Origin of the sequence: Amycolatopsis sp. WQ 127309, assembly GCF_023023025.1 — a bacterium.
Taxonomy (GTDB): domain Bacteria; phylum Actinomycetota; class Actinomycetes; order Mycobacteriales; family Pseudonocardiaceae; genus Amycolatopsis.
This window is the reverse complement of sequence record NZ_CP095481.1, coordinates 10189563-10208397: the sequence shown is the minus strand read 5'-3', so window position 1 is coordinate 10208397 and position 18835 is coordinate 10189563. Positions and strand designations below refer to the sequence as shown.

Here is an 18835-nt window from a genome sequence, read left to right as displayed (position 1 = left end):
TCTTCGGCAGTCAACCCTCCCGTCGATAAACTCGTGTTACGTCCGGTTACGGAGATGTTGAGGGGAGCCCGGTGACGTCGGCGAGTGAACGGCAGCCCCTCGCGGCCACCCGGCAGCGGGTGCGCGAGGAGCTGCGGGAGCGGATCCTCACCGGGCGGCTGCGCCCGGGCGACCGGCTGGTCGAGCGCGAGCTGGCCGAGGACCTGGGCGTATCCCGGGTGCCGGTCCGGGAGGCCATCCGCAGCCTGGAGGCCGAGGGGTTCCTCGTCGTCCAGTCGCCGCGCCGGGTCGTCGTCCGGCAGCTGGCCCGGGTCGACGTCGAGGAGCTGTTCGACGTCCGGGAGGCCCTGGAGGGCCTCGCCGCCGGGCTCGCCGCGTCCCGGGCGGGCGCGGCCGAGCTGAAGCGGCTCGAGCGCGTCCTGGCCGACGCCGCCCGCGCGACGGCCCGCGGCGACGCGGCCCGGATCACCGTCCTCAACTCACGCTTCCACGACGAGATCGTCGCCATCGCGGGCAACGCGCTGCTGACCACGATGCTGCAGCCCCTGGAGGGCCGGCTGCGTTGGCTCACGAGCCAGAACGAGCACTGGGCCGACCTGCTCGACGAGCACCGGCGCCTCCACGACGCCATCGCCTCGGGCGACGCGGACCGCGCGCACGCCGAAGCGGCCGAGCACGTGCGCGTCAACCGGACAGTGACGCTGAGGTCCCTTTTCGGGGACGACGAGCCGGGTGAGCGGCCGGCCGGGTGACCCACTATGGTCACTCTTGGTGCCCGATGGCTCACTCATTAACATGATCATCGGGATCGCGCGCTCTGAGTGGACGTGGCATATCCGACAGCGCGCGGGAGCTGGTCCAACAGGCGGCTCCCAGTGGGTACATGGGAAATTCACAGAATGGGCGGCAAACCTGACACCGTGATCAACGCCGAATCTGGTGCCGTGAAGGTGGCACGATGACGACCGCCCAGGCCACGCTCGAGGCCCCCGCCCGCGGCACGAGACCGGGCGGCAAAGCGCCCTACCTCCACCAGATCGACCTGTTCCGGTTGATCACCTTCGCCTGCGTGATCCTGATCCACGTGGTCGGCGCGACGAACTTCGCGCAGGACGTCGGGGCGAACGCCGTCGAGACCCCGCTGCACTTCACGCGTGAGGCGTTCTTCGCGCTGACCGGGTTCGTGCTGGTGTTCCAGAACCGCGGCCGCGAGCTGACGGCGGGTGACTTCTGGCGCCGCCGGCTGCCGCTGGTCGCGACGCCCTACCTCGCGTGGACCATGTTCTTCTGGGCGTATTCGCTGGTCACCGGCGGGCAGCAGCCCGGCTCGCTCGAGGCGTCGATGCGGCTGCTGCTGACCGACCTCGTCACCGGCGGTGCCTGGTACCACCTGTACTTCCTGCTCGTGACGATGCAGGTCTACCTGCTGTTCCCGTTCCTGATGAAGCTCCTGCGGGCCACCGCGGGCAAACACCGGTGGCTGCTGCTGGGCAGCGGGCTGGTGCAGGTCGGCGTGGTCGCGTTCATGACCTACCAGCCGCTGGGCGTGAGCTACGAGACGATCACGCACCTGTACGCCACGATCCTGCCGTACCAGTTCTACACACTCTTCGGTGCCGTGATCGCGATGCACTTCGAGACCGTGCACGCCTGGGTCGGCCGGCACCGGCTGCTGCTCGGCGGCGCGCTGGTGGCGGTGCTGGCCGGCACCGAGTGGTGCTACCTCCGGACCGTCCACAGTGGAACGTTCCCGCAGGTGGCCAGTGACCCGTTCCAGCCGTACCTGATCCCGTGGTTCCTCACGGTCATCGCGGCGATCTACGCGTTCACCACGTGGTGGGCCGCACGCCGCCGGGAGGGCGGCAAGGGCGCCCGGCTGGTCTCCTGGGCGGCGAACCGGTCGTTCAGCATCTTCCTGGTCCACCCGCTCGCGCTGGCCCTGCTCGGCCCGGTCATCCCGCACGTGGCGGAGCGCTTCGGCGCGCCGTGGCTCAGCGCGGTCATCTACGTCGCCACGATCGCGCTGACGATCGTCATCGTGGAGGTGCTGCGCCGGCTGCCGGGCAGCCGCGCGCTCACCGGCCGCCCCCGGCTGCGACTCGCCAAGGTCGCCGCCTGACGCGTGGTCAAGGGCACTGTGTTTCGCGGGGTCGAACCCCGCGCCCCGCCGGGGGGCTCCGCCCCGCCGGACCCCCCGAAAGCGGCTTAGGGCATGTCCCGGCGCGCGGATCCGCGGCCTTCGGATATGCTGGCGGCCCGTGGGACTTCAGTCGCGGGCTACCAAGTACGTATTTGTCACCGGAGGCGTTGCCTCCTCTCTGGGTAAGGGACTCACGGCCTCGAGCCTGGGGCAACTCCTTACCGCGCGCGGGCTTCGCGTCACGATGCAGAAGCTCGATCCGTACCTCAACGTCGACCCCGGGACGATGAACCCGTTCCAGCACGGTGAGGTGTTCGTCACCGACGACGGCGCCGAGACCGACCTCGACATCGGGCACTACGAGCGCTTCCTCGACCGCTCCCTCGACGGCAAGGCCAACGTCACGACCGGCCAGGTCTACTCCGAGGTGATCGCCAAGGAACGCCGCGGCGAGTACCTCGGCGACACGGTGCAGGTCATTCCGCACATCACCGACGAGATCAAGTCCCGGATCACCGCGGCCGCCGAGCCCGACGAGGCCGGGAACGCCCCGGACGTCGTCATCACCGAGGTCGGCGGCACGGTCGGCGACATCGAGTCGCTGCCGTTCCTGGAGGCGTGCCGCCAGGTCCGCCACGACGTCGGCCGCGACCAGTGCTTCTTCCTGCACGTCTCGCTGGTGCCGTACCTGGCGCCGTCGGGCGAGCTCAAGACGAAGCCGACCCAGCACTCGGTCGCCGCGCTGCGCAACATCGGCATCCAGCCCGACGCGCTGGTCTGCCGGGCCGACCGGGAGATCCCCGAGGACCTCAAGCGCAAGATCGGCCTGATGTGCGACGTCGACAACGAGGCGGTCGTCGCCTGCCCGGACGCGCGGTCGATCTACGACATCCCGAAGGTGCTGCACCGCGAGGCGCTCGACGCCTACGTGGTGCGCCGCCTCGGCCTGCCGTTCCGCGACGTCGACTGGACGGTGTGGGGCGACCTGCTCGACCGGGTGCACAACCCGAGCGAGACGGTGAAGATCGCGGTCGTCGGCAAGTACATCGACCTGCCGGACGCCTACCTCTCGGTCACCGAGGCGCTGCGCGCGGGCGGGTTCGCGCACCGGGCCAAGGTCGAGATCGTCTGGGTCGCCTCCGACGACGCGCAGACCGCGTCCGGTGCGGCGTCCGTGCTGTCCGATGTGGACGGTGTGCTGATCCCGGGCGGGTTCGGCATCCGCGGCATCGAGGGCAAGGTCGGCGCGATCGAGTACGCCCGCACCCGCGGCGTGCCGCTGCTCGGCCTGTGCCTCGGCCTGCAGTGCATGGTCATCGAGGGTGCCCGGCACCTGGCCGGCATCACCGACGCCGGGTCGTCGGAGTTCGACGAGAACACCGAGCACCCGGTGATCTCGACGATGGCCGACCAGCGCGACGTCGTCGCGGGCGAGCGCGACATGGGCGGCACCATGCGGCTCGGCGCGTACCCGGCGAAGCTCAAGCCGGGCTCGCAGGTCGCGAAGGCGTACGGCACCACCGAGGTGTCCGAGCGCCACCGGCACCGCTACGAGGTGAACAACGCCTACCGCAAGCAGCTCACCGACGCCGGCCTGGTGTTCTCCGGCACGTCGCCGGACGACCGCCTGGTCGAGTTCGTCGAGCTGCCCGCCGACAAGCACCCGTTCTTCGTCGGCACCCAGGCGCACCCCGAGCTGAAGAGCCGCCCGACCCGGCCGCACCCGCTGTTCAGCGCGTTCGTCAAGGCCGTGGTGGACCGCAAGGTCGCCGAGCGGCTGCCGGTCGAGCTGCCCGAAGCCCCCGTGGCCGCCCGGTGACCGCGCCGGGAGAGCACGAGTTCACCGTCGCCGCCAGCCGCGACGTCCACATCGGACGCGTCGTCGGCCTGCGGATCGACCAGGTGGTGATGCCGGGTGGCAACACCGCGGCCCGCGAGGTCATCGAGCACCTGGGCGCGGTCGCGATCGTCGCGCTGGACGAGGACCAGCAGGTCACGCTGGTGCACCAGTACCGGCACCCGATGGGGCACCGGCTGTGGGAGCTGCCCGCCGGCCTGATCGACCACCTCGGCGAGGACCCGGTCGGCACGGCCAAGCGGGAGCTCGTCGAGGAGGTCGGGCTGGCCGCCGCCGACTGGGCGACCCTGGTCGACGTCGCGGCGTCACCCGGCTTCACCGACGAGGTGGTGCGGATCTTCCTGGCCCGCGGACTGTCCGATGTGGAGCGTGACGTGCTCGGGGACGAGGAGGCCGACCTGGTCGTCCGGAAGTTCCCGCTGGCCGAGGCGGTCCGGATGGCCCTGGCGGGCGAGCTGGTGAACGGCGCCACGGTGTCGGGGGTGCTGGCCGCGCAGGCGGTGGTCACCGGCGGCGCGGAGCCGCGCCCGGCCGACGCGCCGTGGCGCGACCGCCCGACGGCGTTCGCCAAGCGCCGCGAAGCCTGACCTCATGCGCCCCGAGGTGGCGTTCGGTGCGTCAGACGCACCGAACGCCACATTGGGGCGCTTCGGTCAGGGGCGCAGCGGGCGGCCTTCGGCGTCCAGGCCGCCGTTGGCCAGCAGCATGACGCCGTCGATGATCGGCCAGAGCACGCCGATCCCGGTCAGCAGCACCACGAGGAGCTGGAGCAGGCCCAGCCCGGTCTGCCCGGTGTAGAACCGGCCGACGCCGAACGGCAGCACGATCTGGAGCACCCCGGCCACGGTCTTGGACCGGTAGGACGTGGGCACCGGCATCGGCGCGTACGGCACCGGCAGCGGCATCGGGGCCGACGCCGGGAGTGGCCCGTACATCGGCAGCTGCATCGTCGGCTGCGCGTACATCGGCAGCTGCGGCGGCGCGAGGAACCCCGGGTGCGGCTGCGGCAGGTCGCGGAACAGCGGCCGCAACGCGCCCAGGGTCACGGCGGAGTAGGCGTCGGTCACCCGCGCCTCGTACTCGTCGGGGGTGATGCGGCCCATGCCGAAGTGGTCGGCGAGCAGTCTCGCCGCCTCTTCCCGCTCGGCCGTGCCGATGCGGAGCTCGTCGGACTCCATGAAATCCACGGTAACCGCGCGAAGCTGAGAACGGGGTTTCTCCCGGGTCACGGTGCCCGCACGGCCTAAGGTGACCGGCGTGGCCTCCAGCCCGCACCGCACGGCCGACGTGATCGCCGCCTACCTCGACCACCTGGTCGTCGAACGCGGGACCGCGCGCAACACCCTCGACAGCTACGCCCGTGACCTGCGCCGGTACGCCGCGCACCTCGACGGCTCCGGCGTCGCGGAGATCGCCGACATCACGGCCGCCCACGTCACGTCGTTCGGCGCCGCGCTCCGCGAAGGTGACGCCGAGCACCAGCCGCTGGCCGCGTCGTCGGCCGCCCGGGCGCTGGTCGCCGTGCGGGGCCTGCACAAGTTCGCGCACGCGGAGGGCGTCACCGAGCACAACCCGGCCCGCGAGGTCCGGCCGCCGACCCCGGCGAAACGGCTGCCCAAGGCCCTGCCGGTCGACGACGTGCTGCGGCTGCTGGAGACCCCGGCGCCGGACGGCGAACGCGCGCTGCGCGACCGGGCGCTGCTGGAGCTGCTCTACTCGACCGGCGCCCGGATCTCCGAGGCCGTCGGCCTCGACCTGGACGACGTCGACGACGACGAGCGCACGGTCCGGCTCGACGGCAAGGGCGGCAAGCAGCGGCTGGTGCCGGTCGGCCGGCCCGCGATCGCCGCGCTGCACGCCTACACCGTCCGCGCGCGGCCCGTGCTCGCCGCGCACGGCCGCGGCACCGCGGCGGTGTTCCTCAACGTCCGCGGCAGCAGGCTTTCGCGGCAGAGCGCGTGGCAGGTCCTCAAGGACACCGCCGAGCGCGCCGGGATCGCCGCGGCCGTCTCGCCGCACACGCTGCGCCACTCCTTCGCCACGCATCTGCTCGAAGGCGGCGCGGACGTCCGCGTCGTGCAGGAACTGCTCGGCCACGCGTCGGTGACCACGACGCAGGTGTACACGCTGGTCACGGTCAACACGCTGCGCGAGGTCTACGCGACGGCGCACCCCCGGGCGTTGGGCTAGCCGGCCCAACGGCGGCGCCACAGCCCTCCTAACCTGGACCGACGGCCGACTGACATTGCCCCCTCGGGTCCGGCGCGTTGCTTTGCCGGGGCTCCGAGTCCGCGCATAGGCTGCCCCGGACGCCACGGACAAGGAGCCTTCTCGCCATGTCGACACCGAACCAGCCGGCCGTACCGGCCGCGTCCGCCGGGTCGGCCGCGGCGAACCTCCAGCACGTCACCATCGCCACCCCCGCCCACCACGACGGCGACGAGTCGAGAGAGCGCAACGGGCGGAAGGTGAAGCTCGAGGGCATCGGGCCGACCGGCCGCCCGATCCGCGAGATCCCCGAGCCGCCGCCGCTGGAGCGCCACGGCCCGGCGAAGATCATGGCGATGTGCAACCAGAAGGGCGGCGTCGGCAAGACGACGTCGACCATCAACCTGGGTGCCGCGCTCGCCGAGTACGGCCGCAAGGTGCTGCTCGTCGACTTCGACCCGCAGGGCGCGCTCGCCGTCGGTCTCGGCATCCAGCCGCACGAACTGGACCACACGGTCTACAACGCCATCATGGAGCGGGCCGTCAGCGCCACCGACGTGCTGCTGAAAACCCGCGTCGACGGCGTTGACCTGCTGCCGAGCAACATCGACCTGTCCGCGGCGGAGGTCCAGCTCGTCGCTGAGGTAGGGCGCGAACACACGTTGTTACGGGTCCTTCGTCCGGTCATGAACGACTACGACTATGTTCTTGTCGACTGCCAGCCCTCGCTCGGCCTGCTCACGGTGAACGCGCTGACCGCCGCGGACGGCGTGATCATCCCGTTGGAGTGCGAGTTCTTCAGTCTGCGAGGTGTAGCGCTCCTGATCGACACGATCGAGAAGGTGCAGGAACGCCTCAACCCCAAACTGGACATAGTCGGGATTCTCGCCACCATGTACGACCCGAGAACCCTGCACTCGAAGGAGGTCATGGCTCGCGTGGTGGAGGCATTCGGCGAGATCGTGTTCGACACGGTCATCAACCGCACGGTGCGGTTCCCCGAGACGACGGTCGCGGGTGAGCCGATCACGACCTGGGCCCCCAAGTCGGCCGGCGCGGCGGCGTACCGCCAGCTGGCTCGCGAGGTGATCGGTCGGTGAGCAGGCGCGCTTCCCTGCCCGGAGCGTCGGAACTCTTCCGCATCACCTCCAGCCCCGCTCTCGACCTGCCGCCCCAGACGTCGCCCGCGCCCGCCGAACCCGTCGAGAACGGCAACGGCAAGGCGGGCCACGGCCGCACGGAGCAGCTCGCCCGCAGCGGCGACGCCCCGCACGGCTCCGGCCGGACCAAGCACGACGCGAAGATCACCGTCTACGTCTCCGGCGACGAGCTGGTCGCGATGGAGCAGGCCCGGCTGACGCTGCGGGCCAAGCACGAGCTGGTCGTCGACCGCGGCCGGCTGGTCCGCGAGGCCGTCGCGGTGCTGCTGGCCGACTTCGACGCGAACGGCGAGGACTCGGTGCTGGTGCAGCGGTTGCGGGTCGTCGGCTCAGACGGCGGCGAAACCGAGGGCTGATGGACACCCCGGCATCGGCCGAAACGCCGCCGGAGCCGGTCGGAGAGGCCCCTGAGGAACCCACCCCCGACGACCCGGCCCCGGACGAGCAACCGCACGAGCACCAGACGGTGCACGGCGGCATGGTCCCCGAAGGCCTGGCCAACGAGGAACTGAGCACGTCGAAGTTCAAGGTGCGGCTGGCCAACTTCGAAGGGCCGTTCGACCTGCTGCTGCAGCTGATCTCGCAGCACCAGCTCGACGTCACCGAGGTGGCGCTGCACCGGGTCACCGACGACTTCATCGCCTACACCCGGGCGCTGGGCACGGACTGGAACCTCGACGAGACGACCGAGTTCCTGGTCATCGCGGCGACCCTGCTCGACCTCAAAGCCGCGCGGCTGCTGCCGTCGGCCGAGGTGGAGAACGAGGACGACCTCGCCCTGCTCGAGGCCCGTGACCTGCTGTTCGCCCGGATCCTGCAGTACCGCGCGTACAAGCAGGTGGCGGCGTTGTTCGGCGAGCTGGAACAGGGCGCGCTGCGGCGGTACCCGCGGTCGGTGGCGCTGGAGGAGCGGTTCGTCGGGCTGCTGCCCGAGGTGATGCTGGGCGTGACGCCGGCGAAGTTCGCCGACATCGCCGTCACGGTGTTCAAGCCGAAACCGCCGCCGACGGTGTCGATCGCCCACATCCACATGGGCCGCGTGTCGGTGCGCGAGCACGCGGCGCTGCTGCGGGTGATGCTGGCCGAACGCGGCCAGGCGACGTTCGGCGAGCTGGTCGGCGACTGCGAGCACACGGTCGAGATCGTGGCGCGGTTCCTGGCCCTGCTCGAGCTCTACCGCGAGGCGACGGTGCAGTTCGAGCAGTCCGAGGCGCTGGCCGAGCTGCACGTGCGCTGGACCGGCGGATCGCAGGAAGAAGCCTCCGTGGCGGCCGAGCAGGATCTCGCTGCCGACGCCGCCGGAGACGAGGAGGAGTACGGGTGAGCCCCGAAGACAACGACCGGGTCCGCGACGACGACGTGGCGGCCGAGGCCGCGGCGCCGGAGCCGCCGGCGAGTGAAGAGCCCGCCGAGGCCGCGGCGGAACTGGCCCTGGACGAGGCCCTGTCCGGCGAGCCGGTGACCGAGGACGGCGACCCGGTGGAGCCGGTTCCGGTGGCGGCCGCTGCTGAAGAGACCGCTGCCGACGAGCCTGCGGTCGCGGAGCCGGTGGTCGAGGAAGCCGCCGCCGAGGAGCCTCCTGCCGATGAGGCCGCGCCGGACCAGGCCGCGGCCGAAGCCGTCGCGCCCGGGGAAGCCGCCGCCGAGCCCGAGGAGGCCGCGGCCGTCGACGATCCCGCGTCGGATCTCGTCGCCGCCGGGGATGCCGACTCGCTGCCCGACATCACCTCCGACGAGGCTCTCGAAGCCGCGCTCGAGGCGTTGTTGCTGGTCGTCGACTCGCCCGCGAGCGAGGAATCCCTGGCCGACACCCTGCAGCAACCCAAGGCCCGGATCGTCGTCGCGCTGCGCACCATGGCCCAGAAGTTCACCGACCGGACCAGCGGGATCGACCTGCGGCGCGTCGGCGAAGGGTGGCGGTTCTACACTAGAGACGTCTATGCCCCGTTCGTGGAGAAGCTCCTGCTGGACGGCCAGCGGTCGAAGCTGACCCGGGCCGCGCTGGAGAGCCTCGCCGTGATCGCGTACCGGCAACCGGTGACCCGTTCCAGGGTCGCCGCGGTGCGCGGCGTGAACGTGGACGGTGTCATCCGGACGTTGCTCGCGCGCGGCCTCATCGGCGAGATGGGGACCGACCCCGAGACGACCGGGACGCTGTACGTGACGACCGAGCTGTTCCTGGAGCGACTGGGGCTGTCGTCACTGAACGACCTGCCGGCCATCGCTCCGTTGCTACCCGAAGTGGACACCATCGATGACTTCCAGTGAACACCCCGACGGCATCCGGCTGCAGAAGGTGCTGTCGCAAGCCGGGGTCGCCTCCCGGCGCGCGGCGGAGGACCTGATCGCCGCCGGCCGGGTCGAGGTGAACGGCGAGGTCGTCACCGAGCAGGGCCGCCGCGTCGACCCGGACGTAGCGGTCATCCACGTCGACGGCACCCGCGTGAACCTGCGCGACGACCTGATCTACCTGGCGCTGAACAAGCCCAAGGGCGTCCACTCGACGATGTCGGACGACCGCGGCCGCCCCTGCGTCGGCGAGTACCTCATGGGCCGGTACGAGGAGACGCCCGGCGTCGTGCACGTCGGCCGGCTCGACGAGAACACCGAGGGCCTGCTGCTGCTGACCAACGACGGTGACCTCGGCCACCGGCTGATGCACCCGTCCTACCAGGTGCTCAAGACCTACCTGGCCGAGGTCGACGGCCTGGTGCCGCGCGGGCTCGGCAAGGAGCTGCGCAACGGCTGGGAGCTGCCGGACGGCCTGGTGAAGGTCGACCAGTTCCGCGTCAAGGACATGCACTCCGGCAAGTCCCTGGTCGAGCTGGTGATCCACGAGGGCCGCAAGCACATCGTGCGACGGCTGCTCAAGGACGCCGGGCACCCGGTGCTCAAGCTGGTCCGCACCGCGATCGGCGACGTCCAGCTCGGCAACCAGCGCGTCGGCTCGATCCGGCGGCTGACGAAGGGCGAGGTCGGCGCGCTCTACCGCAACGTCGAGCTCTGACGTGCGGCGGTGACGAACCCGTCCGCGGTCTGCTCGTCCTGACGGCCGTAGCGCGGACGTCGCGGAGCGGGTGACCGTGGCGGGTTCCCAGCCGTGCTCGCGCAGCCGTCCCGGCGCCCAGTCGTCGCGCAGGTCCGCGCCCGACGGCGACCCGTTCGCACGACGGTTGCGCGCCCTGCCTGGCCAGCACCCGGTCCTCGAACGCCAGGACCTCGGGCAGGTCGAGTTCGAAAGCCGGGCCAGCTACGCCCGACTTTCCGCCGTGGCGGGAACGATCTCCGGCTCGTAGCGTGACGCGCATGCGATCCGGTCTGGTGTGCGGAATCCTCGCGGTGGTCCTGTTCGGCGCACTCGCCCCGGCCGTGGCCGCGGCGCCCCGGGCGAGCGAACCCACCTACGACTACACGAAGGCGATCCGGGAGACCGTCTGGGTCGACATCGGCCGCGACGGTGACGGCGACGGCAAGCCCGACCGGGTCGCCGCCGACATCGTGCGCCCGGCCGAGCCCGCGGCGCAGGGCACCAAGGTGCCGGTGATCATGGACGCCAGCCCGTACTACTCGTGCTGCGGGCGTGGCAACGAGAGCGAGCTGAAGAGCTACGACAGCGCCGGGAAACCGGTGAAGTTCCCGCTGTTCTACGACAACTACTTCGTGCCGCGCGGGTACGCGGCGGTGCTCGTCGACCTGGCCGGGACGAACCGGTCGGCCGGCTGCGCGGACGTCGGCGGCCCGTCCGACGTCGACTCGGCGCGCAAGGTGGTCGACTGGCTGAACGGCCGCGTCACCGGGTACAGCGCGAAGACCGGCGGCAGCGCCGTGACGGCGGGCTGGAGCACCGGGAACGTCGGCATGATCGGCAAGTCCTACGACGGCACGATCGCCAACGGCGTCGCCGCGACCGGGGTCGCCGGGCTGAAGACCATCGTGCCGATCTCGGCGATCAGCTCCTGGTACGACTACTACCGCTCCGACGGCGCGTCGTTCGGCTCGAACCCGGCCGGGCTGGCGCAGACCGTCGAGTCGGCCAACAGCGGGCAGAACTGCTCGGCGCAGAACCAGGCCCTGAGCACGGGCGCGACCGCCAACGGCGACTACGGGCCGCTCTGGGCCGCGCGCGACTACGTCACCCAGGCGCGCAACGTCCACGCCAGCGTGCTGCTCTCGCACGGCGTCAACGACCTCAACGTCAAGACGATCAACTTCGGGCAGTGGTGGGACGCGCTGGCCGCCAACCACGTCGAGCGCAAGATCTGGCTCGCGCAGACCGGGCACGTCGACCCGTTCGACTACCGCCGTGCCGACTGGGTCGACCTGCTGCACCGCTGGTTCGACCACTACCTGCTCGGGATCGACAACGGCGTCCAGAACGGCCCGATGGCCAGCGTCGAGCGGCAGCCGGACCAGTGGGTGGACCAGCCGGCGTACCCGGCCGCGAACGCCGTGGCGACGGCGTTGCGCCCGCAGGCGGGCGGCAAGCTCGGCACCGCGGCGGCGCCGGGTACGGCGTCGTTCACCGACAACCCGAACGTGGGCGAGGACACCTGGGTTACCAACCCGGGCAGCGCGGCGCTGACGTACTCGACCGGGACGCTGACGTCGGCCCTGCAGGTGTCCGGGACGTCTTCGCTGACGGTCACGGCGACGCCGAGCACGTCGTCGGCGCGGGTTTCGGCGGTGCTCGTGGACCTCGGCGCGGCGACCATCCGCAACTTCGCGGGCAGCGGCGAGGGCATCAAGACGGCGACGACGGAGAACTGCTGGGGCTCGTCGACGGCGGGTGACGACGGTTGTTACCGCGTGGCCTCCGCGGACGTGAAGAAGGTGAACTACACGATCCTCAGCCGCGGCTGGGCCGACCTCGCGAACTACGCTTCCCTGACGCAGGAACGGGTCCTGACCCCGGGGACGGCGTACACGATGACGTTCCGCCTGGCGTCGACGGACCACGTCGTGCCGAAGGGCCACGCGCTGGCCCTGATCATCGGCGGCACGGACGGCAGCTTCATCCGCGGCCCGGCCCAGCCCGGACGGCTCACGCTGGACCTGGCGAAGACGTCGATCTCGGTCCCGCTGGCCGGAGTCCTGCCGGCGGCCTCGACCCACCCGACCACGGGCGGCGGCGCGTTCGTGCCGTCGGCGGGCCGGTCGGAACTGGGCTTTCGCTAGCTCGCTTCGGCGGGAGCGGTGCGTGTGGCCGACTTCCGTTGCAGCGCCCGGGCTATCGGCTCGACGACGCGGGCGGCCGTCGGGCCGAGGATGGCCATCAGCAGGACGTACGCCGTCGCCAGTGCGGCCAGCTCGCCGTCCACCGCGCCCGCCGTCACCGCCAGGCCCGCGATGACGATCGAGAACTCGCCCCGGGCCACCAGCGATGCCCCGGCTCTGGCGCGGCCCATCTTCCCGATGCCCTGGCGGCGCGCGGCCCACCAGCCGGTGGCGACCTTCGTCAGCGTCGTGACCACCGCGAGCACCACGGCCCAGCCGAGCACCGGCGGGATCGACGCCGGGTTCGTGTTGAGGCCGAACACCACGAAGAACACCGCGGCGAACAGGTCCCGCAGCGGCTCGAGCATGTGCGTCGCGTTCTCGGCCGTCGAGCCGGAGATGGCGATGCCGAGCAGGAACGCGCCGACCGCGGCCGACACCTGCATCGCCGACGCGACGCCCGCCACCAGCAGCGCGGCGCCGAGCACCTTGAGCAGGAACACCTCGCGGTCCGGGCTGTCGACCGCCGCCGAGACGTACCGGCCGAACTTGAGCGCGATCACCAGGACCACGGTGATCACCAGCAGCGAGATCCCGACGGCCTCCATGCCGCCGAGCAACGAGACGCCGCCCAGCACCGCGGTGAGGATCGGCAGGTAGAGCGCCATCACCAGGTCCTCGAACACGAGGATCGACAGCACCACTGGCGTCTCGCGGTTGCCGAGCCGGCCGAGATCGCCGAGGACCTTGGCGACGATCCCGGACGACGAGATGTACGTGACGCCCGCCATCACCATCGCGCCGACCGGGCCCCAGCCCAGCAGCAGCGCCACGGCCGCGCCCGGGGCGGCGTTGAGGACGATGTCGACCAGCCCGGCCGTCCACGAGCGGCGCAGCCCGGTGAACAGCTCGGCCGCGGAGTACTCCAGGCCGAGCAGCAGGAGCAGCAGCACGACGCCGATTTCGCTGGCCAGGTGCGTGAAGCCGCCGATGTCGGTCAGCGGGATCAGCCCGCCGGAGCCGAAGCAGAGGCCGCCGAGCAGGTAGAGCGGGATGGGGGAGAGGCCGATCTTCCCGGCCAGGCGCCCGAGCACGCCCAGCACGAAGAAGACCGCCCCCAGTTCGATCAGGGACAGCGCGGTGTGGTCCATCTTGCGCTCAGCCGTACTTCAGGATCTTGACGGCGGCCTCGAGGCCCTCGCTCGTGCCCACCGTCACCAGCAGGTCGCCCCCGGTGAGGGTGAAGTCCGGCGTCGGCGACGGGTGCACCTGGCCGGCGCGGGCCACCGCGACCACCGAAACCCCGGTGCGGGTGCGCATCGCCGTGTCGCCGAGCGTGCGGCCGTCGAACGGGCCGGACGGCTTGATCGGCAGCTGCCGGGTGCTGATCCCGGGCAGGTCCCGGTGCTCCTCGGTCAGCTGCGCGACGAGCTGGGGCGCGCCGAGCAGGTTGGCCAGCGCGCCCGCTTCGTCGGCGCTCAGCGGGATCGAGGCGACGCAGGTGTCCGGATCGTCGGTCTTGGAGACGATCAGCTCGAGGTGTCCGTCTCGCTGGGTGACGACGCCGATGCGGCGGCCGGTACGGGTGGCGAAGTCCTTGCGGACCCCGATGCCGGGCAGGGGGGTTACTTCGACGTTCACCCAACCACCGTAACCCACGTGTCCGATTCGCGACTTTCAGCCGAGAAGGAGCAGGCCCGCCGCGATGACCATCACGAGGGCGGTCAGGCCGTGGACGCTGTACGCGATGGCCTTCTTCCCGCCGTGGCGCAGCACGATCAGCATGTCGAAGACGGGCCAGACGGCCGCGACGAGGATGACCCAGCCCAGCGCGTGCGGGTCGCCGTAGATCATCAGGGCCAGCGGGATCAGCCCGGCGCCGATGTCACGGCCGCCCTTGACGTTGAGGAAGCTTTCGGCGTTTTCGGGGACCTCGGTGAACCCGAAGCCCGCCGCGATCTTGGCCGGCGCGAACAGGTAGTTGAGGCCGACGTAGATGATGCCGAGCGAGACGATCGCGACCAGGACGTAGCCGGTGATGAGCATGGTGTTTCCCTCCAGTGAACTAGCGGTGCTAGCAATACTAGCAACGCTAACTTAGCGACGCTAGATTGTCTAGCGGTGCTAGTATCGACGGTATGACCCAGCGACAGCGCCGAGTGCGCGACCGGACCGAGCGCGGGCAGCGGATCGTCTCCGCGGCGCGGGAGCTGGCCGAGGCGGAGGGCTGGGACGCCGTCACCACCCGGCGGCTCGCGGCGCTGATCGAGTACAGCCAGCCGGTGCTCTACAGCCACTTCCCGGGCGGCAAGGACGCGATCATGGCGGCGGCCGCGCTGGAGGGCTTCGCCGAGCTGGCCGCCGTGCTGGCTGCCGCCCGCGAAGGCGGTGTCGCCGGGGTCGCGGGCGCGTACGTCGCCTTCGCCGACGCCAAGCCCGCGCTCTACGACGCGATGTTCACGCTGGCCTCGGACCTGCCCTTCGCGCGGGACGACACGCCGCCCGTGCTCCAGGAGGCGTTCGCGGGCCTGTACGCGGCGGTCGAGCCGGTGGCCGGCGGGCAGCAGCCAGGCACGCTGACCGAGGTGTTCTGGGGCGCGCTCCACGGCCTGATCACGCTGGACCGCGGCCACCGGCTCTCCCCGGAGAACCACGCGGAGCGGCTGGCCGTGGTGGTCGCCCGCTTCGGCGCGCCCGGCACCTGACGTCGTAATGCCGTGAAGGGCACCTTCAGGGACTTATAAGCCATGAGGGTGCCCTTCACGGCATTCACGGCTTCGCGCTCGGAGGGTCGGCTTGCGTGCTTGGAGGGTCGGCTCGTGTGTCTGGAGGGGCGACACGGTCGAGGCGCCGCTTCGGGGCGGGTCCCGTCTTGCCGCCGATGCCGTGAAGGTGCCCTTCACGGCGTTGCGCTCGGAGGCCTAGGCGTCCCGACTGATCCCGTTCGCACCGCGCCCGGCAGAATGGGGTACGGCCCGAACGAGACGAGAACGCGAGGAGAGTGCCGGTGACGGGAGCCCTACGTGGTGTGGTCGCGCTGGACGGCCCGTCGGGGACCGGGAAGACCACCGTCGCGCGCAAGCTCGCCCAGCGCCTCGGCGCGGGCTACCTCGACACCGGCGCGATGTACCGGATGGTCACCCTCGCCGTGCTGCGCGCCGGGGTGGACCCGGCCGACGCCGACGCCGTCGCCGACCTGGCCGGCCGCGCCGACTTCGCCATCGGCACCAGCCCCGACCGGCCCGAGATCCGGCTGGGCGGCAGCGACGTCGCCGCCGACATCCGCGGCCCCGAGGTCACCAAGGCCGTCTCGCCCGTCTCGGCCGTGCCGCACGTGCGCGAGCTGCTCGTGGCGCGGCAGCGGCGGATCATCGGCGAGGTGCTCGACAGCGTCGGCGGGATCGTCGTCGAGGGCCGCGACATCGGCACCGTCGTCGCGCCGGACTCGCCGCTCAAGGTCTACCTGACCGCGTCGGCCGACGTCCGCGCGTCGCGGCGCAGCACCCAGGACTCCGCGGCCGGGCGCAAGTCGTCGGTCGCCGACGCCCTGGCGAGCGTCGAGCGCCGCGACCACCTCGACTCGACCCGCGTGACGTCGCCGCTGCGCGCGGCCGAGGACGCCGTCCCGGTCGACACGTCCGAGCTGTCCATCGACCAGGTGATCGTCGCGCTCAGCGAGCTCGCCAGCCACCGCGGCCTGCTGGTGGGGTGCAACGCCGAGGTCGCGCGATGAAAGCTGGGTCCTCTGGGGCCGAGCCCCAGGCCCCAGCCGGGGGGCAAGCCCCCCTGGACCCCCCGAAAAGATCGGCGGCCGGACTGCCCGAGGGCTCCGTCGGCTGGCTCCACGACGCCGGCCGGATCTTCGGCCGGTACCATTTGCGATCGGCCTTCCGCATCCGCGTGCACGGCCGTGACCGCATGCCCGCCCGCGGGCCGGTGCTGGTGATCGCCAACCACAGTTCGATGATCGAGCCGCAGCTGATCTTCGGAATGCTGCCGCGGCGTTCGGCGTTCCTGGTCAAGGCCGAGCTGTTCAAGGGCGTGGCCGGCCGGTTCCTTGTGGCCATCGGGCAGATCCCGGTCAAGCGCGGCGCGATCGACCGGAAACCGCTGCTGACCGCGGTCGGCGTGCTCAAGGACGGCGGGGTCGTCGGGATCTTCCCGGAGGGCACCCGCGGTGCCGGGGACGTCGGTGCGGCCGAACGCGGCGCGGCGTGGCTGGTCCGGGCGTCGGACGCGGTCGTGCTGCCGGTGGCGACCCGCGGGACGCTCAAGCCGGCGGACGGCAAGCGGCGCTGGCGCCCACGCGTGGACATCCTCGTGGGGGAGCCGTTCACGCCGAAGGTCGGACCCGGGAAGACCGGGCTCGACCAGGGCACCGAGGAGCTGCGCGGCGAGCTCGCGGCGCTCGTGAAGACTTTGGACGATTGGCGTACCGAAAACGGTTTCGTTACGCCATAAGGGAAATTGGGTAGTGATGGCTGAGTTTGATTCCGCCTCCGCGGGAGAGAGTACGTCGGCGGCGATCGACGGCGTCGGCGAGATCGACGGCACCTGGTCCGACGAGACCGAGTTCGCCAGGCTCGACGCGCAGATCGAGGCGGCGGAAGCGGCCGAGGAGGCCGCGCTCGCGCAACCGGTGCTCGCCGTGGTCGGGCGGCCGAACGTGGGCAAGTCCACGCTGGTCAACCGCATCATCGGCCGCCGCGAAGCCGTGGTGCAGGACGTGCCGGGCGTCACCCGCGACCGCGTCGCGTACGACGCCTACTGGGGCGGGCGCAAGTTCACCCTGGTCGACACGGGCGGCTGGGAGCCGGACGCGACCGGGCTGCAGGCCTCCGTCGCCGCGCAGGCCGAGCTGGCCATGCAGACGGCCGACGCGATCCTGCTGGTGATCGACGCCTCGGTCGGGGCCACGGCCACCGACGAAGCCGCCTCCAAGGTGCTGCGCCGCTCGAAGAAGCCGGTGCTGCTGGTGGCGAACAAGGTCGACGACGACCGGCTGCTCGCGGACACCGCGTCGCTGTGGTCGCTCGGTCTCGGCGAGCCGCACCCGGTCAGCGCGCTGCACGGCCGCAGCTCCGGCGATCTGCTCGACGCGATCCTCAAGACCCTGCCCGAGGCGCCGCGCGAAGGCGTCGCGGCGACGTCGGGCCCGCGTCGTGTCGCGCTGGTCGGGAAGCCGAACGTCGGCAAGTCGAGCCTGCTGAACAAGATCTCCGGTGAAGAGCGCTCGGTCGTCGACTCGGTGGCCGGCACCACGGTCGACCCGGTCGACTCGCTGGTCGAGCTGGACGGCGAGACCTGGCGGTTCATCGACACCGCGGGCCTGCGCAAGCGCGTCAACTTCGCCGCGGGCGCCGAGTACTACGCCTCGCTGCGCACCAAGACCGCGATCGACGCGGCCGAGGTCGCGGTCGTGCTGCTGGACGCGGCCGAGCCGATCTCGGAGCAGGACCTGCGGGTGCTGACCATGGTCGTCGAGGCCGGGCGCGCGTGCGTGCTGGTGTTCAACAAGTGGGACCTGGTCGACGAGGACCGCCGCCACGCCATGATCCGCGAGCTGGAGCGCGGCCTGGTCCGCGTCCCGTGGGCCGAGAAGGTCAACGTCTCGGCGCTGACCGGGCGGTCGGTGCGCAAGATCGCGCCGGCGCTGCGGACCGCGCTGAAGTCGTGGGACCAGCGGGTGCCGACCGGCCAGCTCAACGCGTGGCTGTCCGACCTGATCGCGGCCACCCCGCCGCCGGTCCGGTCCGGCAAGCAGCCGAAGGTGCTGTTCGCGACGCAGGCCGGTATCCGGCCGCCGACGCTGGTGCTGTTCACCACCGGCTTCCTCGAGGCGGGCTACCGCCGGTTCATCGAGCGGCGGTTCCGCGAGCAGTTCGGCTTCGAAGGCAGCCCCGTCCGGGTGAATGTGCGCATCCGCGAAAAGAAGGCCCGGCCGAAGGCCGGCGGAAAAGCGGCCAGGCCCGCCAAATCCCGGTGATTTCCTGACCCGTTCCGGCGAACCCGCGGGCCCGGACGGACGACTCGCGTGCCCGAATGGACGACACGCGTGCCTGGATGGACGACACGCGACGACACGGCGCCCGGACGAATCTTCGGCCGGGCGCCGGGTCGACCGGCCGATCACGCGTGTGACCTGCTTCGCACCTGGGTTCGTCCGGGGCGTGAGGTCCGACACTCCGCCGTGACCCAGGAGATATCTTTCCTTGATCCGCGGGTATGGTTGAGGGTCGTTGCGGGCGCCTCATT

At 71.4% G+C, this 18835-nt stretch carries 20 protein-coding genes; 16 read left to right on the top strand and 4 right to left on the bottom strand.

Annotation, left to right across the window (positions count from 1 at the left end):
- The first annotated feature begins 71 nt into the window (after positions 1 to 71).
- The 4 genes from MUY22_RS44945 to MUY22_RS44930 all read left to right on the top strand — a co-directional run bounded on the left by MUY22_RS44945 (position 72) and on the right by MUY22_RS44930 (position 4585).
- Positions 72 to 752 carry a GntR family transcriptional regulator gene (locus tag MUY22_RS44945; RefSeq protein ID WP_247053965.1) on the top strand — a complete coding sequence of 227 codons (681 nt, stop codon included), beginning with the start codon at positions 72 to 74 and terminating at the stop codon, positions 750 to 752.
- A 206-nt stretch (positions 753 to 958) separates the two neighbouring features.
- The gene (locus tag MUY22_RS44940) at positions 959 to 2119 is read left to right on the top strand and encodes an acyltransferase (RefSeq protein ID WP_247053963.1); all 1161 of its coding nucleotides are present in this window, start codon (positions 959 to 961) and stop codon (positions 2117 to 2119) included.
- A gap of 139 nt (positions 2120 to 2258) precedes the next feature.
- A complete protein-coding gene (locus MUY22_RS44935) occupies positions 2259 to 3959 on the top strand; it encodes a CTP synthase (RefSeq protein WP_247053961.1) in 1701 nt (566 codons plus the stop codon).
- Entirely contained in the window at positions 3956 to 4585 is a 630-nt protein-coding gene (locus MUY22_RS44930; RefSeq protein WP_247053959.1) for an NUDIX domain-containing protein, read from the top strand. The genes MUY22_RS44935 and MUY22_RS44930 overlap by 4 nt, the downstream gene beginning before the upstream one ends.
- A gap of 66 nt (positions 4586 to 4651) precedes the next feature.
- On the opposite strand, the gene MUY22_RS44925 is transcribed toward MUY22_RS44930, so the two are convergent.
- Positions 4652 to 5176: a DUF1707 domain-containing protein gene (locus tag MUY22_RS44925; RefSeq protein ID WP_247053957.1), complete on the bottom strand. Its 525-nt coding sequence runs from the start codon at positions 5174 to 5176 to the stop codon at positions 4652 to 4654.
- 109 nt (positions 5177 to 5285) lie between these two features.
- On the opposite strand from MUY22_RS44925, the gene xerD reads away from it, so the two are divergent.
- From xerD to MUY22_RS44885, 8 genes are all read left to right on the top strand, one after another.
- Entirely contained in the window at positions 5286 to 6188 is a 903-nt protein-coding gene (xerD, locus tag MUY22_RS44920) for a site-specific tyrosine recombinase XerD (protein ID WP_247064415.1), read from the top strand.
- 146 nt (positions 6189 to 6334) lie between these two features.
- Positions 6335 to 7306, top strand: coding sequence for a ParA family protein (locus MUY22_RS44915; RefSeq protein ID WP_247053955.1), 972 nt, complete (start codon positions 6335 to 6337; stop codon positions 7304 to 7306).
- Positions 7303 to 7722, top strand: coding sequence for a cobyrinic acid a,c-diamide synthase (locus MUY22_RS44910; RefSeq protein WP_247053953.1), 420 nt, complete (start codon positions 7303 to 7305; stop codon positions 7720 to 7722). Before MUY22_RS44915 ends, MUY22_RS44910 begins: the two co-directional genes overlap by 4 nt.
- Positions 7722 to 8690, top strand: coding sequence for a ScpA family protein (locus tag MUY22_RS44905; protein WP_371827544.1), 969 nt, complete (start codon positions 7722 to 7724; stop codon positions 8688 to 8690). The genes MUY22_RS44910 and MUY22_RS44905 overlap by 1 nt, the downstream gene beginning before the upstream one ends.
- Positions 8687 to 9634: an SMC-Scp complex subunit ScpB gene (scpB, locus tag MUY22_RS44900; RefSeq protein ID WP_247053951.1), complete on the top strand. Its 948-nt coding sequence runs from the start codon at positions 8687 to 8689 to the stop codon at positions 9632 to 9634. Before MUY22_RS44905 ends, scpB begins: the two co-directional genes overlap by 4 nt.
- On the top strand, positions 9621 to 10373 hold the full coding sequence (locus MUY22_RS44895; RefSeq protein WP_247053949.1) for a pseudouridine synthase: 753 nt from the start codon (positions 9621 to 9623) through the stop codon (positions 10371 to 10373). The genes scpB and MUY22_RS44895 overlap by 14 nt, the downstream gene beginning before the upstream one ends.
- 76 nt (positions 10374 to 10449) lie before the next feature.
- Positions 10450 to 10662: a hypothetical protein gene (locus MUY22_RS44890; protein WP_247053947.1), complete on the top strand. Its 213-nt coding sequence runs from the start codon at positions 10450 to 10452 to the stop codon at positions 10660 to 10662.
- A 10-nt stretch (positions 10663 to 10672) separates the two neighbouring features.
- Positions 10673 to 12541, top strand: coding sequence for a Xaa-Pro dipeptidyl-peptidase (locus MUY22_RS44885; RefSeq protein WP_247053945.1), 1869 nt, complete (start codon positions 10673 to 10675; stop codon positions 12539 to 12541).
- Here MUY22_RS44885 and MUY22_RS44880 read toward each other — a convergent pair.
- From MUY22_RS44880 to MUY22_RS44870, 3 genes are read right to left on the bottom strand one after another with little or no spacing between them, the layout of a single operon-like run.
- Positions 12538 to 13731 carry a cation:proton antiporter gene (locus MUY22_RS44880; protein ID WP_247053943.1) on the bottom strand — a complete coding sequence of 398 codons (1194 nt, stop codon included), beginning with the start codon at positions 13729 to 13731 and terminating at the stop codon, positions 12538 to 12540. The genes MUY22_RS44885 and MUY22_RS44880 overlap by 4 nt on opposite strands.
- 7 nt (positions 13732 to 13738) lie before the next feature.
- A complete protein-coding gene (locus MUY22_RS44875) occupies positions 13739 to 14221 on the bottom strand; it encodes a cation:proton antiporter regulatory subunit (protein WP_247053941.1) in 483 nt (160 codons plus the stop codon).
- Between the two features lie 36 nt (positions 14222 to 14257).
- Positions 14258 to 14626: a DUF4267 domain-containing protein gene (locus tag MUY22_RS44870; RefSeq protein WP_247053939.1), complete on the bottom strand. Its 369-nt coding sequence runs from the start codon at positions 14624 to 14626 to the stop codon at positions 14258 to 14260.
- Positions 14627 to 14718: 92 nt separating this feature from the next.
- On the opposite strand from MUY22_RS44870, the gene MUY22_RS44865 reads away from it, so the two are divergent.
- From MUY22_RS44865 to der, 4 genes are all read left to right on the top strand, one after another.
- Positions 14719 to 15285 (top strand): TetR/AcrR family transcriptional regulator, encoded by a 567-nt coding sequence (locus MUY22_RS44865; RefSeq protein WP_247053937.1) that lies wholly within the window; start codon positions 14719 to 14721, stop codon positions 15283 to 15285.
- A gap of 323 nt (positions 15286 to 15608) precedes the next feature.
- Complete coding sequence (cmk, locus tag MUY22_RS44860) at positions 15609 to 16313, top strand: (d)CMP kinase (protein WP_247064411.1); 705 nt, start codon at positions 15609 to 15611, stop codon at positions 16311 to 16313.
- A 125-nt stretch (positions 16314 to 16438) separates the two neighbouring features.
- Positions 16439 to 17041 (top strand): 1-acyl-sn-glycerol-3-phosphate acyltransferase, encoded by a 603-nt coding sequence (locus tag MUY22_RS44855; protein ID WP_256476009.1) that lies wholly within the window; start codon positions 16439 to 16441, stop codon positions 17039 to 17041.
- 16 nt (positions 17042 to 17057) lie between these two features.
- The gene (gene der, locus MUY22_RS44850; protein WP_247053933.1) at positions 17058 to 18566 is read left to right on the top strand and encodes a ribosome biogenesis GTPase Der; all 1509 of its coding nucleotides are present in this window, start codon (positions 17058 to 17060) and stop codon (positions 18564 to 18566) included.
- Positions 18567 to 18835 lie beyond the last annotated feature (269 nt).